We start from the raw sequence: 14646 nt of genomic DNA on the forward strand, positions 1-14646 counted from the left end.
TGTATTAATTTGTAATAGGTGTTTTATCTGATTTTTACATTCACATCTTCAAGTTCATTGGTGATTTCCTGCATCATTCTTTTGCTGAAAGACTGGGATATTAAAGGACGTTTAAAATTGGATACATTTTTAAAATTAGCATACAGATAACATCCTATAGGAATAAATCCGACACGAAATGCCTGCAGCTCAAAGCCTTCAAAATTTTCCATTTTATAAATGAATTCCTTACGGTTCAAACCACTATTCGTTACGGTAAGAATCTGATTTTGTAAATCAAAATTAACTTTTGGTGGAATAAAAGAAACAATGGTGAGCAATAATGAGAAGATAAGCAGAACAATTCCTGTTTTCAGATAGCTGGTATTGATGATCAGAAATACAGAAATACAAACCCATGCTACTACTATAATGTGCTGAAATGACATATACTGCTTCACCCGATATCCTGAACCTTCTTTTTTTAAATGTTTAAAATCATTCATATCCAAAATTATCCGATGAAAGAGAATTTGTCTTCAAACATTTTTCCAATCATTGGTAAAGGTTTTTCAACATTATTGGCTGCATTAATGATTCCGATGATCATTAATACCAAAGGGATAAATCCAAATATTCCCAGGACTCCAATTTTAGTGACCATCATCAGAACATTCAGAATAATAGATAAAACAATGGAAAAAATAAGCAAGCCTAATGACTGCTTCAAATGATATTTTAAAAGACTGTTCGATTTTTCTTTTCCGATGACGAAGGAAATCAACCATCCGAAAAGGGTAATGTAAGAAACGACAGATAGTGTTTTGTTGTCCATAGCTGTAAAATTTTAAATTAATATTCTTTGATTTTTTCTGGTTCAAAGTTGCATCAGAAAAATATTCCAATCTCCATTTCTGCAACTACAAAACATCTTCAACCTGAAATATCAGTGACTACAAAACGTCTACAAAAACAAATAACACATTAATTAACAATAACTTAAACAAAACTCATATTTTCATTTTTTTATTTTGGAAATTGACGGGTGTCTACAATTTTTGTACTTTCACCTTATGAAATTAAAATTCTCTCTTATCTATTGTATACTTTTTATCTGCTCCTTATATCCAGCACAGAATACATTCATTGATGGGCTTAAAAACCAGTTAAGCGGAGACCATATTTCCACTGCAGAAAAATTCAGAATTTACAATGAGCTTACCGAATATTACAGAGTCAGTGATCAATATCCTACAGCTGAAAAATATGTTCAGCAGCAGCTGGAACTTGCTCAAAAGGAAAAAATTATGCTGAACAGGTAAAAGCTCTTACCCAAAAAGGAATCATTAAGCTTAACCAATCTGAATACGATAAAGTTTCTTCTATTATAGATGCAGCCAATGCCATTGTTCAAAAGAGTAATGATAAAACGGCTTCATTATATGCCAACTATCTGAATATTTATTATAACAACGCTTTAGGCAAGTCTGAAAGCACCATTAAACTCATTCAGAAAACACTTCCATTTGTTGAAAAACAGCCTTCAGAAATTCTCCTGAATGCCAAGCTTAATTATCTTCTTTACGGAATTTATACGGAATGGAACGATGCTGAAAATGCTACCAAATATGCTAAAAAAGCCATCGAGCTTGCTGAAAAATCAGATAACAAAAATTTATTAAGCTCTGCCTATTCTGCTCTTGCTGTATGTTATTCTTTTAAACATGAAAAAACAGGTGACCTGAAAGATCTGAAACCCGTAATAGAAATGTGCAAAAAGGCAGTAGCCCTGTATCATCAGTTTCCGGGACATGTTTCAGCACATGTGCATGCCATGGCATTGTTGAATCTTATTAATTATTATCTGAGTTATCCTGTGATGACCCCGGAGATCCGTTTGGAAATTCAGAATAATGCCAACGAAATACTGACTCTTACCCAACATACAACCCTAAATCAGGGTATGCAGGCCGGTGCACTTGGCATTTTGAGCAATCTTGCAACACGGGATCAGAATAATACTTTAGCTGAACAGTATCTTCTGAAAGCTGAACAGATTCTTCTTACTCAACAGCCGGTTTATTACCATGTGATGGTTAATGTAGTGAAAGATCTTGCTCAGCTTTATGCCAAACAAAGAAATTACCAGAAAGCATTTGAATACGAGTCGAAAGTATCGGAATATAGCAATCTTCTTTTTGACGAAGGGCAAGCTGAAACTGCCAAAAGACTGGAAGCTCAATATCAGTCCCAGAGAAAAGAATCGGAACTTAAAGCTCTCACCGAGAAAACCGCCAGCCTGAAAAAAGAAAAACTTCTGTATATCGGTTTAGGAATTATCGGATTGATTGGGGCATTCTTTATGTTCCGTTCTTATCATTTTAAGCTCCGGTATTCTATTGAAAGAGAAAATAAGCTTGACACGGAAAAACATGAGGCCGAAATGCAGATTAAGCTTCAGGAAGAAGAACAGGCCAGATTAAAGGCAGAACAGGAACTTCTTACACTTCAACAACAGAAACTTCAAAGCGAGGTACTGGCAAGCCAGCTTCATATCCAGCATAAGAATGAGGTTCTTCAGCAGCTCCAGACCCAGCTTTCTGATACAGATATCAATATTCAGAAGGTTGTAAAGGGAGAAAACCGGGTGGATAATGATTTTGAAAAAATAAGATTCACCATTCAGGAGCTGCATCCGGATTTCTTTAAAAACATCAATGAAAAAGCAAAGCAAAAACTGACTGCTCTGGATCTGAAATACTGTGCTTACATTTATCTGGGTATGGATACAAAACAAATTGCCAATCTACTTAATGTAGAACCTAAAAGTGTAAGAATGACCAAATACCGTCTGAAAAAGAAATTCGGGCTGGATGAAAATACAGCTTTAGAATCTTTTTTTCAGGGTGTATTTTCAGAGTAAATAATAAGAATATTTTTTACTTTCATCTCAATCCTTAAGCTTTTTAGCATCGAGCTAGAAAGCTTCTTTTTTATAAGTCGAATTCATTTACCAGGATCTATACTGTTACAAAAAAACTTTTTTGTGAAAATTCACAAGATATTCACTTCTTTTTTGAAGTAAAAAGTGCTCTTTTTTCATAAGTAATACTACTGAAAGCATGCAAATTCTGATCAAAAAAAACTCTTTATTATGCAGCTTAATTAGCAATTCTTATTATTCTCAGGTATTGTACAATAGAATATATTACCGTACAACCTACCATTATAATCTGTTCTTTTCTTAAGATTATCATTATTTAATTTATACTTTTTCAAATTTCAGATATTTCACTCAATCTGATTTCTAAACTGCTGTAAAAATTGCATCTGTGTACAAAGTAAAATACAAATCATTTACACATTATATCTCTTTGAAGTGAACCGAATATTTATAGTTTTATCCCATCAACGTTGAAGAAATACATTCTTTCAATTTAACAGCATGTGTACAGTGCATGATAAAAAGAAAGAATTATTCAACCCAATGTCAGGGTTTATTTGACAAATATGATTTTATGCAACACAACAACATTACAAACATGAAAAAATTAAATGGAATGAAGAGTAGTTTCTCTTCTTTGGAAAACAAAAAATTGGCCAATACAAGAAGTATTATTGGTGGAGGAGCAACAAATGAAAAGTCAACTTGCGAAACCGGGCCTAATGGACAGCCAGGTAATACAGGTGATACAATAATTTGTATCGATGGAAAACAAGTCGCTACGATGACTATTGATTAGATATTGCGGAGGGGAACATACCCCTCCTTTTCAACAATAAACGGAATATAAATTTCAATAATGAATAGAAAAATAAATTTCATACTGCTTATACTTCTGTTTTTCTTTTCCTGCAAAAGTAAAAAGCTAAACTATATTAATTATTATCACGAAGTATATGCTATAGACAGTATTCATAGTGTAAATAAGGATACATTGGCTACGATTAAAAAGTATAAAAGGTTATTTAGAAAATACCCACCTGTTCAAAATGAAAGAATAGAAGAGTATGAAAAATATATTAAATATGCTGACCGATATAATAAAAACTTCGGAGGGCATAAAAGTTTAGACAAACTAATAACACAGGTAGGCCCCTACTGGAAATATAAAAGACAAGATGCAGAATTTTTTAAACTCTATAAAAAATATGGCATTGATAGTATAATTGTAGAACAGAAAGTAAATGAATGGAAGAGAGGGCTAAATAAAACATTGATTGATTCTTTCAGCATCGCATTTGAAAGAGATCAATATAATGAACGAAAAGGGCCATCCGTTGAAACCAATGATAGAAAAAATGCTAATCTTCTCTTATGGACATTTAAAAATTACGGTTTTCCATCAAAGCAAAAAATTGGATTGGTAGGAAATAATAATACATTTATGCCTATGGGTGTGCTGCTTAATCATATGGCAGGATCTCAGAATTATGAATATTTTAAAGTAAAGTTACTGGAATATGTAAAATCCGGAGAATGTACTCCCAGAGAATACATCGAGATGGTGGACAAACATCAGTATATAAACTCCTCCGAATCAACTTATGGGATATTTCTCCACTATTCTACCCCAACTTTCAATGCTTCGGATTCATCACGCATTAATAGAAACCGGAAGGCTGTTGGATTTCCCAGTCTAAAAGAATCGTCCAATATCACTAAAGATTTTCAAAAGAAGATAAAACAATAATACGCTCCAGCATTCAGAATTTCAAATGATTTACAAATTTTTTCCAGAAAAACACCTATGATACTTATTCTTTCCCAGAAAAATGAAACAGCTACTATAGAAGTAATCAGAGGCTTGATAGCTCTGAAAAAAAAGTTTATCCGGGTTCATGAAGATGAAGCATTTGAGATAAAAACGATAGAAAAAAGAATTCTAATTGAAAGCAGCCGGAATAGATTTTTTATTGATGAAATTGATAGCGTTTGGTACAGAAGAGGCGGATTAAACTTCAGGCGTTTGAAATACAATAATCATTCAATCCTTCTTAATATGAATGAAACCCAATATTGGCTTGAAGATTATATACAAAAAACACTCGAATCTAAAAAACATATCAATAAAGAAAGAACTTCACATGTCAACAAACTTATTGTACTTGATAAAGCCAAAGAACTGGGCTTTGACATCCCAGAATACTTCTTGGCAGATAATACCAATCAGGTTGAACTCAATAAAACAATTCTAAAAACAATTAATGGAAATGTGATTTTAGACGAAATCAAAAAAGATTTCAGTGGGTTCATGTATACAATGGTAGTTGAAGAACATGAAAATCATGATTTTTCATCACTTTTTTCAGGAAAAAATTGAAAAAGATTTTGAAATAAGAACTTTTTATTTGAATGGCCATTGCTGGTCTATGGCTATTTTTTCACAGAATGATGAACAAACAAAAACAGATTTCAGAAAATACAATAAAAAGAAGCCCAATAGAAATGTACCCTATCTTCTTCCAAAACATATAGAGGACAAAATAGAATTATTAATGAAATCTTTAGATATTAATTGCGGGTCTCTAGATTTTATAAAGGCAGGAGAAAAATATTATTTTCTGGAAATCAACCCCATTGGTCAGTTTTCAAGCTTATCCCGAACATGTAACTATGCATTGGAACAAAAATTAGCTGAATATTTATGAAAAGATTATATAAAGAAAAAAATAAATTACCCTTAACATTTAAATACCTTGATTTATTTAAAACCAAGAACACCAGCAAATTAAATAGTGACACCTTATACTATTTAAATTCAGACAAATTTCAGACAGTCTATTATCCTAGAGAAAAACCCTTAAAATCTCTACATCGGCTATTATGAAATATTTTTAGATATCAGATGTACCTCCTATTGAATTAAATGACAAACTCAAAATAGATAATCACTATAAAAATGAATAAATTAATCTTAATATTTGTATTTCTAACTTCCTTTTGTTTCGGGCAGCAAATGAGTTTTATTTATGAAGTAAGTTACCGGTTAAATCATAAAACACCCGATGTGTTTACTACAAAAACAATGATTTTAGATTTTGTAGATAAACAATCTATCTTCAGAGAAAGTATGGATCGGAAATCAGATTCATTAAAATTGAACAATGCCTTTCCTATGCTTTCTTCAGGTTTTGAAAACCAATTTTACATAAAGAAAGATTTTTCAAATCATAAAATATCAAAAATAATTACAAATGGTCAATTCTGCTATCTTCTCCCTATTGATGAAACCATGCAATGGAAGATATCCTCAGAAAAGAAAAAAATTGGAATTTATAATTCTCAAAAAGCTGTGGTTACTTATGGGAATCGAGAATGGACAGCATGGTTTTCTAATGATATTCCCATTAATGAAGGTCCCTATATTTTCAGTGGTTTACCTGGGCTCATTATTTCTATAACAGACCGCAGTGGAGATTATAAGTTTGATTTGGTACAAGTTAAAAAATCCGCAAGCTTATTCAATGCCAGAACAAAACCAATATTGATTGATTGGAATAAATATGATCAATTGGCTAAATCATATTATGATAATCCTAATGCAGAAATGGAACAGAAAATCAGAAATGCTAAAAAAGTTGTTATGCAAGATGCTCACGGAAATGTTATTGATATTGATTTTAGGCAAATGAATAAAGAAGAGCAAGACAATATAAGAAACAACAACAATCCAATCGAACTTAATCATCAGATTATATATAAGCAGTGACTCTAAACAGGAATATTCCAAATTCTAAGTTCCAAGTAATAAAATACTGAAAATAATCTCCATTTTAAACCATAGACTATGAAAGCTTTGAATTTTTACCGGTTCTTTTTTCTATTCATTATTTCTACATCTTTAAAGGCGCAAAACTCAAGTTTTATATATGAACTCAATTATAAACCTAATTCCGATAGTTTAAAAACTGAAAAAATTATTTTCTATTTAGATGTTAGAGGTAAAGAATCTTCTTTCCGGTCACATCAATTTCGTAGGTCAGATTCATTAAGGGCAAAGCAAGGCTGGGGAAATGGGTTTGATATGGAATACAATAATAAACAGCTGTACATTTATAAAAAAGAAGGAAATCGTGAAGCTTTTAAATATGTCTTTGTTCCTTTGATTTATAATACCTACGCTATTCCTATTCAAGAAGAATTTCATTGGAAAATTATTGAAGAAAAAAAGAAAATTGGACAATACAATTGTCAAAAAGCAGAAGTAGAATACGGGGGAAGAAAGTGGATCGCTTGGTTTACAACTGAAATTCCACTACAGCAAGGCCCTTATATATTTTGTGGATTGCCAGGCCTGATTGTAAAAATTTCTGATGAAAATTTTGATTATGATTTTGAACTCACTCAAGTAAAAGACTTTAAATGGAAAGCGCTTTATATAGATACATATCAAAAGAAAATTAGTTGGGAAGACTTTCAAAAGCTCCAAAAAAATTATTATACCGAACCATTGTCTATGATTAATAAATCTGATATAACATCTCACGATGAAAGCGGAAATATAATAAAAACCAATTTTAAACAAATGAAAGAGACTATCAAAAAAAGAATTCGTGAGAATAACAATCCCATTGAACTCAATCACAAAATTGAGTATAAGTAACTTTAAGATCATTGGATTATCCAGAAAAACAATTAGTCTCAATATAATTTATTACCTCATGACCTATTTCAATCTATTCAGCAACATTCTAGCCACTAAAGGCTCAACCCGGATACTTATCTCGGATCTGCAGAGAAACACGTCAGAATTATATCCTTTGGAGCTGTATGAGATTATTGTAGAGCTCAAATCTCATTCTATTGAAGACATGATGAGAAATTATGATGCAGAGTCCCAAGAAATTATTCAGGAATACCTCAACCTTTTGTTAGAAAAAGAATATGGATTTATCAGTAAAAATGACTGGGACCGGAATTTCCCTCCCCTTTCTTATGAATATTATGAGCCCAGTACCATCACCCATATCTTTATAGAACTGGAAGAAATAAGCGTACTCAATACAATAAAATCTTCAATAGAAAACCTGGGAATCAAGCATTTGGTTATTTATTATTTAAAAGCACTCACTGCACAGGAATTAATAGAAATTGACGAAACCTTCAAAACCTCAGTTTTATCCGGCATAGAAATATTTTCTCCTTTTCATCGGGATGTGGATCTGTCTTTTATACAGGTTATTCAACAGAATACAGTCAGAATTTACAGTCTTATTTTCTACAATTGTCCCCAATCTCCTTTCAAAGCTAAAAATGAATTCAGATTCTCATTAAGGTTCCTTAAAGATGAGCTGCAATTATCTGCCTGTGGAAAAGTGGAACTGAAATACTTCAATACCAACATCAGTAAAGTATTGGAAGCCATCAACCACAACTCCTGCCTGTATAAAAAGATAGGTATTGACAAAAACGGTACTATTAAAAACTGTCCGCTAATGGCGGAAAGCTTTGGAAATATTCATATCAGTAATCTTGAAGAAGCCATCCATCAGCCCGGCTTCAAAAAATATTGGGATCTGACCAAAGATTATATAGAAACTTGCAAAGACTGCGAATTCCGCTATGTCTGTACAGATTGCAGAGCCTATACGGAGGGCAACGAGAAAAACAAAGCAGATCTTGACATCTCCAAACCTTTAAAATGCGGCTACAATCCTTATACAGGAGAATGGAAAGATTGGACAAAAAATCCTTTAAAGAAGAAAAGGTTCAATTCGTTGGCGCTTAAATAGTTTTTTTACTCCTTTTATTATTCAAAAACCGCTTTTAAATTCTATTTAAAAGCGGTTTGTTATTTTATAATAATTAATTATATTTTATTTAAAAAACTTCCATTTCGGGATAATGGCAAGCATACCAAATCCTGTGAACAGGAAAAGATTGGTAACATCCGTATACAAAAATGTAGACAGATAGTAATTGTGCATAAAGAAGTGCAGTACCAATAAAACAGGAAACATAAAGATTCCTATTTTTCTGTAAAAAAACATGAGCACCAACCCAATCATCATCAGCACGTCAATTGAAAAAATAACATAGAAATACCACCTTGGAATCTGCAGATATTCATGCTGCAGATATTCATCCACATCTATTCCCAGTCCCATTATGGTAAACAACATTAAGGCTGCAAATGCCAGTACAAATCCCCATCCTTTCTTCGGATCTTCGTCAAAATAGCTGTATTCTTCCATACCTACAAAAATAAAGAACTTATGAGAGATTTCATAAGTTCTTTTATAATTATTCGTTTAAAATTTGACTTACACAGAGATAGCGTTGATCAGTCTGTTTTTGTCACTTAAGAATTCTTCCATAGAAATCATACTTTCAGTTCTCATCACATCCTGAATGTCATCTATTTGGTAAATAATTCTTTTAGCATCATCAGTATTCTTAGCTCTTACTTTACAGAAAATATTATATTTTCCTGAAATAACGCTAGCCTCGATTACGTTAGGTAAAGTTGACAATTCTTTCAATACTTCCTGAGTACGGTTTGATTTTGTCAAAAGGATACCTATGAAAGCTGTGAAATGATAATCAAGCTTACCATAATCGATATTAAGAGATGATCCCAAAATAATACCTGCATCTTCCATCTTTTTCACTCTTACGTGAATTGTTCCAGCAGAAACATCCATCTGCTTTGCAATTTCTGTAAAAGGCATTCTTGTGTTTTCTACTAAGAAATCAAGAATCTTCTTGTCTATTTCGTCCAGTTGATAGTTCATATTAGTTAAATTACAATTTCTTTAAAAAATCTATGTATTTTTTGCAAATTTACGAAAAATAATTTAACTAAAAAATATATATCAAATATTAACAATAATTAACACAGATGATAAAAATCATTAAAATATTCTAATTATTTAGCATTTGATTTTATAGAATCTGTTTTTATTTCACCTTTTGCATCCGAAGTTTTTTTGTCTTTTTTCTTCTTTTTAAACAAAGAATTGAAGCTTTTACTCCACACTACCCCTCCTCCATAGGCTTGATTAGCAGAACCGTTTGTACTCACCATCCCGATGTTTGTAGGCTTAGAATAAGCACGTATAACCAATGTACCGTCATTCTTTTTAGATAAATCATATTCTACAGAACCTTCCGTAGACAAATAATTGTTCTGCGCACCATCTGTTTTGGATAATGGTATACCCAAACCGGTTTTTATATTAACTCTTGGAGAAAGGGCAACGCTTACTCCGGCATTAGCTCTGTCTCCAAAATTGGAATTCTGATCTCCTTTTACATAATTCAGGTCAATCTGGAATTCGTTACTCATTGTATTAAGAACAGATCCCAACTGTTTAAGAAGCATATTATAACCCTGTGATTCTGCAACATTTCCTACATTTACTTCTACTCCGCCGCTATTGGACACGTTAAATGTGCTCAGCAAAAGAACAGAACCGAACTGGAGTACCTTCTCACCTTCCTGGCTCATTTTTGCAGCAAGGGTTTCTCTTACCTGGCTGGATACATCCATCGCCGTCACATTCAGATCAATCTGAGGGTCTACCAACGACTGGGTAATGTGGGCCTGCAGCAGGATACTGATAGGTTGTAATTTACCCATACTCAAATATTCTCCGGCATTAGAAACCATTCTTATGTAGTTGGCATTGATATCCAATGTGGGTTTCATGGCATCACCATCCCATCTGATGCTGCTGTTTCTTTCAATCTGGAATGTTTTATTAAGAATTGCCTTAGAGACAAATGTTCCGTTATCTACTTTATAAGTACCGCTCATGGCAATATTCCCCTGTCTGTTCATATGGAACCTCAGCGGATCTGCGGATCCTTTTACGGTAATATTTCCTACATCATCTCCTACCAGTACATTTACGGTAGTCCCTTTATCTACAGCCAGATTGAAGTCAATATTCATATTCGCTCCGGTTTTCTTTTTTTCTTCCAGGGTAATAAGACCGTCTTTTCCTTCTTTCAGGAACCTCAGCATCTTAAATTCTTCTACATTGGAAGTAGAACTGGAATTAAAAGTAAAGGTACTTCCATTAAGTGCCTTCATATTAGGAGTCGTGATACTCAATCCTGAGACAGGTCCATCCACATATAGATCTCCCTGACCATACACTCTACCCCAAAACAGGTCAAAATCTTTTTGCGTGGTATTCAGCATCAGCAGATTATCGGCTCTCATTACGAGAGATACCCCCATTGAAGAAAGGGTTTCAAACTGAATCGCCCCGGAAATATTCCCTTTGGAATTGGTTCTTCCGTCATGCACTTCAATATTGTTGAGGATTGCCAACCCTTTGGTCAACTGAATTACAGTATCATCAAATGAGTAATCCACCCCTGTAAACAAAAGTTTTAATCCAAAATCTTTTAAAGCAATATCTCCACTATAATCCAGATTGCTCAGCTTTCCGTTGATTTTAAGATCTCCGGTAGCTTTCCCACGAAGATTTCCGAAAATGGTCTGTACAAACTGTTGGGTAAACGACAGATCAAAATCACGCATTTCTGCCGTAAGATCAATGATGGGAGAAGAAGTGTTATTATTAACTGTTCCTGTCAGATTAAGACTGTTATTTCCTAAAGCTCCGGCAGAATGTACTTTTACATCAATATCATAAACGTTCAGAGAGAAACCGTTGGTAGCAGAAATAGAGATATCTCCCATATCATTTCCATTCATCTTAATAGCATCAATATTAAGATCTACCAATGGCTGCAGGGTACTTTTATCCATTTTGATCTTGACGCTTCCGTTCGCAAGACCTTTTATATCCATTGTATTTCCTCCGGACTGCATTTCCAGGAGTTTTTCTATAGCGAAGTCATTGATATCGGCATCTACATAAAAATCTTTTGCTGATTTAAACTGCGCTTCTTTAATAAACAAGGCACTTTTATCAGAATACACCCGCAGATTTCGGATATCAAAGTCTCCGGTGTTCCTTCTATAGGTAATAGAGTGATTCAGTTCCGGGCTTGTATCTATTGCCCAGGTCACCTCATTGAATTTTACCTCCGTAGGTTCAAACCTGAATACATAGTCGCCAGCTGCATCAGTAGACTGATCCACATTGATAGCATATTCTTTAAGCTTCTCATTAATCTCGTCATCAGGACTTCCATGCTTAAATACAGTAGCTAAATGAAGTGTATTTCCGTTTTCATTATTCCCTTTAAGCTCAAAATCTTTGATTACATTTTTATTATAAATGACTCTGTTGATCTTAGCATACAATTGCTGGTTAAGATCTGCAGTATTAATTCTAACTTTAACACTATCTACCATGGCGCTGTCTCTGCTGAGATTCTTACGGTCATTAATTTTATAATCAGGATTTGAAGACGCCAGCGCCTGATCAGCATCTGTAATCTCTTCCTCCTTATTCATAATATATTTTAAAGATGCCGCATCAAGGTTCAGAATCAGGTTGTTTGAATCTCCGCTATATTCCCCTTCTACAAGAGCTCCTTGTGGCAATCTCAATTCGGGTAAGAAATAATTGATTAATCCTTGCTGAACATCAAACTTCAGCGCAAAATTCTGCCCGCGGTATAGTTTTCTAGGCGGTGGTCCTACAAGGATTCTTCCTACTCCGTTTTCTACCATTCCGGCAAGGTCTGCAAGACTGTATCTTCCTGATATCTTACCAGTAGCTGCACCTGGAGCATCTACATCAATTACACGTCCTCCTGCTTCTACAAAGGTTTTTAATTTGGCATTCGGAATATTATATTTTTGAGTAGCTGAAGCAAAATGAAGGTTATTGGCATTCACATCCAAAGTAAGATCATTGATGGAAGACATCGCCATTTTACCTTCAACCTGACCACTTACTGCCTGAGTACCTGGCTTATTGGTAAAATAGTTCATATTCAGATAGGTAACATCTGCATTCACATCCATGGATATTCTCGAAGTACTGAAATCTATCAACCCTTTAACAGTAGCTTTTGCCTGCTCATCATTAACCGTAATAAGTCCGTTATATTTTTTATGATCTAATAATCCGTCGAGGTATAGATTATTGATGGTTTTATCCATTATTTCAACGCTTGCAATCTGAGATTTTGTGGTCAGACGCATGGTATTGACATCAAAACTTTGTCCGTTAAGATCAAATTTACCGGAAATCAATCCAACGGTTTTATTTTTTGTAATAACTGAGGTATTGAGATCTTTCACATCAAGATAACCGGAATATTTCGGCATAGCGGTACTATAGCCCGTCAAAGTAAGCTTAGAAATTTTAGCCTGACCAATCCCGGTCATTAGATTTCCGCTGTCTACGTAGATCTGATCCGGGTTTACTTTTGCTGTTCCATTATACTTTAGTTTCCCAAAATCGTCTGCGAAGTTCTTCATCTTTTTGGAGATAAAGGAAGGCATCATTGCTTTTAAATCTTTGTAGGTAAAATCTGTGGAAAGGTCTTTTGTTTCAATGGAAAAATGTCCTTTCAAAAGATTATCGACCTTCATTGTTTTGGTAGCAATATTCACATCAGGATTTCTGATCAGGAAATTTTCCAAGTGAAATTTATTCAAAGGCCCTGTCATTTTCCCTGCAAGATTGAACGGCTTGATATTATCCCAGTTTGTTACAAAATAGCTGATATCATAACCACTAAGCTGGCTCCCCTGCTGGATATTCATATCCCAACGCACCCTATCTGCAAAATCTGCCCATGATCCGTCATGAAGATTAAATTTGATATCTCCCTGAAGCAAGCTATGATCTGTATTCAGTGTAAGGTCTTTTAATGACAAAAACTGCTTCGTTAGAGACAGTTCTGTTGAAAAAGTATCCACAAAATGAGATTTCCCCCATCTTGAGGTCACAAATGACATATTATTAATCAATGCCGAGACATTCGGGCCATTGACCTTTACGTTCGGTGCTTTTAAATTGAATTTTGTTGCAGTAAGCCATTTCCCCTGTTCTCCGGGAGAATTTTCATTGACGATAGAAACTTTAGAGTCGATAATCTGAATTCTGGAATTCAACTGAAAAGGAGGTTTCTTCGGGTCTCTTTTCTTTCCGTTGTCAAACAGGTCTACAAATCTTACAAAGTTGGATATGCTGTCTCCTTTATAAGTAATTACTTTTACATCAGCATTGACGAGAGCCAGAGAATTAAAGCTTAAGGAATTGCTGTTTCCTGAGATGGCATTTACCGCCAGAGATATCCAGTCGGAATCTGCTCGAAATTCGCGGGCTGTAATGAAATTAAATCCTTTATAATCTTTTACTTTTAAACCTTTTATCGTTACATCACCGAAATAATTGACGTCTACACTTTCTGTAGTAAATCCAGATTTAAAATCATTATTAACAAGTTTGAGCGCCTGATCTGCCGCCCATTGCTTTGTTACAGGAAGATTGACCGCAATCAGTACTCCGCCCACAAGAAAAATCCCCAGCCAAAAGAGAATCAAGAGAAGCTTTGCCCACCAGGTATAGCTGGTAACATCCTTCACGGCCTGTTTACCAAACTCTCCTGCTGTTTCTACAGGATGATGTATGACATCTGAAGCTAGTTCAGTTGCTTCTTTTACTGTTTCCCGTACTTTCCCTTCTACATTTTCAACAGTTTTCTGTACCTGATCCCCTAGGTTTTCAGCTACAGATTTTTTATTCTCATTCTCGTTATTATTCTCTAACTTTGCCATTATT

At 34.1% G+C, this 14646-nt stretch carries 14 protein-coding genes; 9 read left to right on the forward strand and 5 right to left on the reverse strand.

The genetic code is table 11. The features are described from left to right. Positions 1-23: 23 nt before the first annotated feature. On the reverse strand, positions 24-485 hold the full coding sequence (locus tag BOQ62_RS18560) for a hypothetical protein (protein WP_129041853.1): 462 nt from the start codon (positions 483-485) through the stop codon (positions 24-26). An 8-nt stretch (positions 486-493) separates the two neighbouring features. Next, entirely contained in the window at positions 494-814 is a 321-nt protein-coding gene (locus tag BOQ62_RS18565) for a DUF4870 domain-containing protein (protein ID WP_129041855.1), read from the reverse strand. Positions 815-1052: 238 nt separating this feature from the next. Here BOQ62_RS18565 and BOQ62_RS23575 point away from each other — a divergent pair, with 238 nt between their 5' ends. The 9 genes from BOQ62_RS23575 to gwsS all read left to right on the forward strand — a co-directional run bounded on the left by BOQ62_RS23575 (position 1053) and on the right by gwsS (position 8715). Next, positions 1053-1301, forward strand: a complete 249-nt coding sequence (locus BOQ62_RS23575) for a hypothetical protein (protein WP_228414328.1) — start codon at positions 1053-1055, stop codon at positions 1299-1301. A 446-nt stretch (positions 1302-1747) separates the two neighbouring features. After that, positions 1748-2902, forward strand: a complete 1155-nt coding sequence (locus BOQ62_RS23580; protein ID WP_228414329.1) for a helix-turn-helix transcriptional regulator — start codon at positions 1748-1750, stop codon at positions 2900-2902. Positions 2903-3521: 619 nt separating this feature from the next. Continuing rightward, positions 3522-3722: a grasp-with-spasm system A modified peptide gene (locus tag BOQ62_RS22605; RefSeq protein ID WP_228414334.1), complete on the forward strand. Its 201-nt coding sequence runs from the start codon at positions 3522-3524 to the stop codon at positions 3720-3722. Positions 3723-3782: 60 nt separating this feature from the next. Then, positions 3783-4673 (forward strand): hypothetical protein, encoded by an 891-nt coding sequence (locus BOQ62_RS18580; protein ID WP_129041859.1) that lies wholly within the window; start codon positions 3783-3785, stop codon positions 4671-4673. Positions 4674-4730: 57 nt separating this feature from the next. After that, positions 4731-5303, forward strand: a complete 573-nt coding sequence (locus BOQ62_RS23585) for a hypothetical protein (protein WP_228414335.1) — start codon at positions 4731-4733, stop codon at positions 5301-5303. Continuing rightward, positions 5269-5631, forward strand: coding sequence for a hypothetical protein (locus BOQ62_RS23590; RefSeq protein ID WP_228414336.1), 363 nt, complete (start codon positions 5269-5271; stop codon positions 5629-5631). The genes BOQ62_RS23585 and BOQ62_RS23590 overlap by 35 nt, the downstream gene beginning before the upstream one ends. A 251-nt stretch (positions 5632-5882) precedes the next feature. Then, positions 5883-6692: a GLPGLI family protein gene (locus BOQ62_RS18590; RefSeq protein WP_129041861.1), complete on the forward strand. Its 810-nt coding sequence runs from the start codon at positions 5883-5885 to the stop codon at positions 6690-6692. 78 nt (positions 6693-6770) lie between these two features. After that, entirely contained in the window at positions 6771-7586 is an 816-nt protein-coding gene (locus BOQ62_RS18595; RefSeq protein ID WP_129041863.1) for a GLPGLI family protein, read from the forward strand. 58 nt (positions 7587-7644) lie between these two features. Beyond that, positions 7645-8715 carry a grasp-with-spasm system SPASM domain peptide maturase gene (gwsS, locus tag BOQ62_RS18600; RefSeq protein WP_129041865.1) on the forward strand — a complete coding sequence of 357 codons (1071 nt, stop codon included), beginning with the start codon at positions 7645-7647 and terminating at the stop codon, positions 8713-8715. Positions 8716-8799: 84 nt separating this feature from the next. Here the strand turns inward: gwsS and BOQ62_RS18605 are convergent, their stop codons facing one another. The 3 genes from BOQ62_RS18605 to BOQ62_RS18615 all read right to left on the reverse strand — a co-directional run bounded on the left by BOQ62_RS18605 (position 8800) and on the right by BOQ62_RS18615 (position 14642). Further along, on the reverse strand, positions 8800-9177 hold the full coding sequence (locus tag BOQ62_RS18605) for a hypothetical protein (RefSeq protein WP_129041867.1): 378 nt from the start codon (positions 9175-9177) through the stop codon (positions 8800-8802). Positions 9178-9246: 69 nt separating this feature from the next. After that, positions 9247-9717, reverse strand: coding sequence for an Lrp/AsnC family transcriptional regulator (locus BOQ62_RS18610; RefSeq protein WP_034696982.1), 471 nt, complete (start codon positions 9715-9717; stop codon positions 9247-9249). A gap of 134 nt (positions 9718-9851) precedes the next feature. Beyond that, a complete protein-coding gene (locus BOQ62_RS18615; RefSeq protein ID WP_129041869.1) occupies positions 9852-14642 on the reverse strand; it encodes a translocation/assembly module TamB in 4791 nt (1596 codons plus the stop codon). Between the last annotated feature and the right edge of the window lie 4 nt (positions 14643-14646).

Source organism: Chryseobacterium sp. CH21, from assembly GCF_004119445.1.
Classification (GTDB): Bacteria; Bacteroidota; Bacteroidia; order Flavobacteriales; family Weeksellaceae; genus Chryseobacterium.

Coding starts and splice junctions, on each gene's coding strand:
- BOQ62_RS18560 (WP_129041853.1), bottom strand. CDS start 485: ATGAATGATTTTAAACATTTAAAAAAAGAAGGTTCAGGATATCGGGTG.
- BOQ62_RS18565 (WP_129041855.1), bottom strand. CDS start 814: ATGGACAACAAAACACTATCTGTCGTTTCTTACATTACCCTTTTCGGA.
- BOQ62_RS23575 (WP_228414328.1), top strand. CDS start 1,053: ATGAAATTAAAATTCTCTCTTATCTATTGTATACTTTTTATCTGCTCC.
- BOQ62_RS23580 (WP_228414329.1), top strand. CDS start 1,748: ATGTGCAAAAAGGCAGTAGCCCTGTATCATCAGTTTCCGGGACATGTT.
- BOQ62_RS22605 (WP_228414334.1), top strand. CDS start 3,522: ATGAAAAAATTAAATGGAATGAAGAGTAGTTTCTCTTCTTTGGAAAAC.
- BOQ62_RS18580 (WP_129041859.1), top strand. CDS start 3,783: ATGAATAGAAAAATAAATTTCATACTGCTTATACTTCTGTTTTTCTTT.
- BOQ62_RS23585 (WP_228414335.1), top strand. CDS start 4,731: ATGATACTTATTCTTTCCCAGAAAAATGAAACAGCTACTATAGAAGTA.
- BOQ62_RS23590 (WP_228414336.1), top strand. CDS start 5,269: ATGATTTTTCATCACTTTTTTCAGGAAAAAATTGAAAAAGATTTTGAA.
- BOQ62_RS18590 (WP_129041861.1), top strand. CDS start 5,883: ATGAATAAATTAATCTTAATATTTGTATTTCTAACTTCCTTTTGTTTC.
- BOQ62_RS18595 (WP_129041863.1), top strand. CDS start 6,771: ATGAAAGCTTTGAATTTTTACCGGTTCTTTTTTCTATTCATTATTTCT.
- gwsS (WP_129041865.1), top strand. CDS start 7,645: ATGACCTATTTCAATCTATTCAGCAACATTCTAGCCACTAAAGGCTCA.
- BOQ62_RS18605 (WP_129041867.1), bottom strand. CDS start 9,177: ATGGAAGAATACAGCTATTTTGACGAAGATCCGAAGAAAGGATGGGGA.
- BOQ62_RS18610 (WP_034696982.1), bottom strand. CDS start 9,717: ATGAACTATCAACTGGACGAAATAGACAAGAAGATTCTTGATTTCTTA.
- BOQ62_RS18615 (WP_129041869.1), bottom strand. CDS start 14,642: ATGGCAAAGTTAGAGAATAATAACGAGAATGAGAATAAAAAATCTGTA.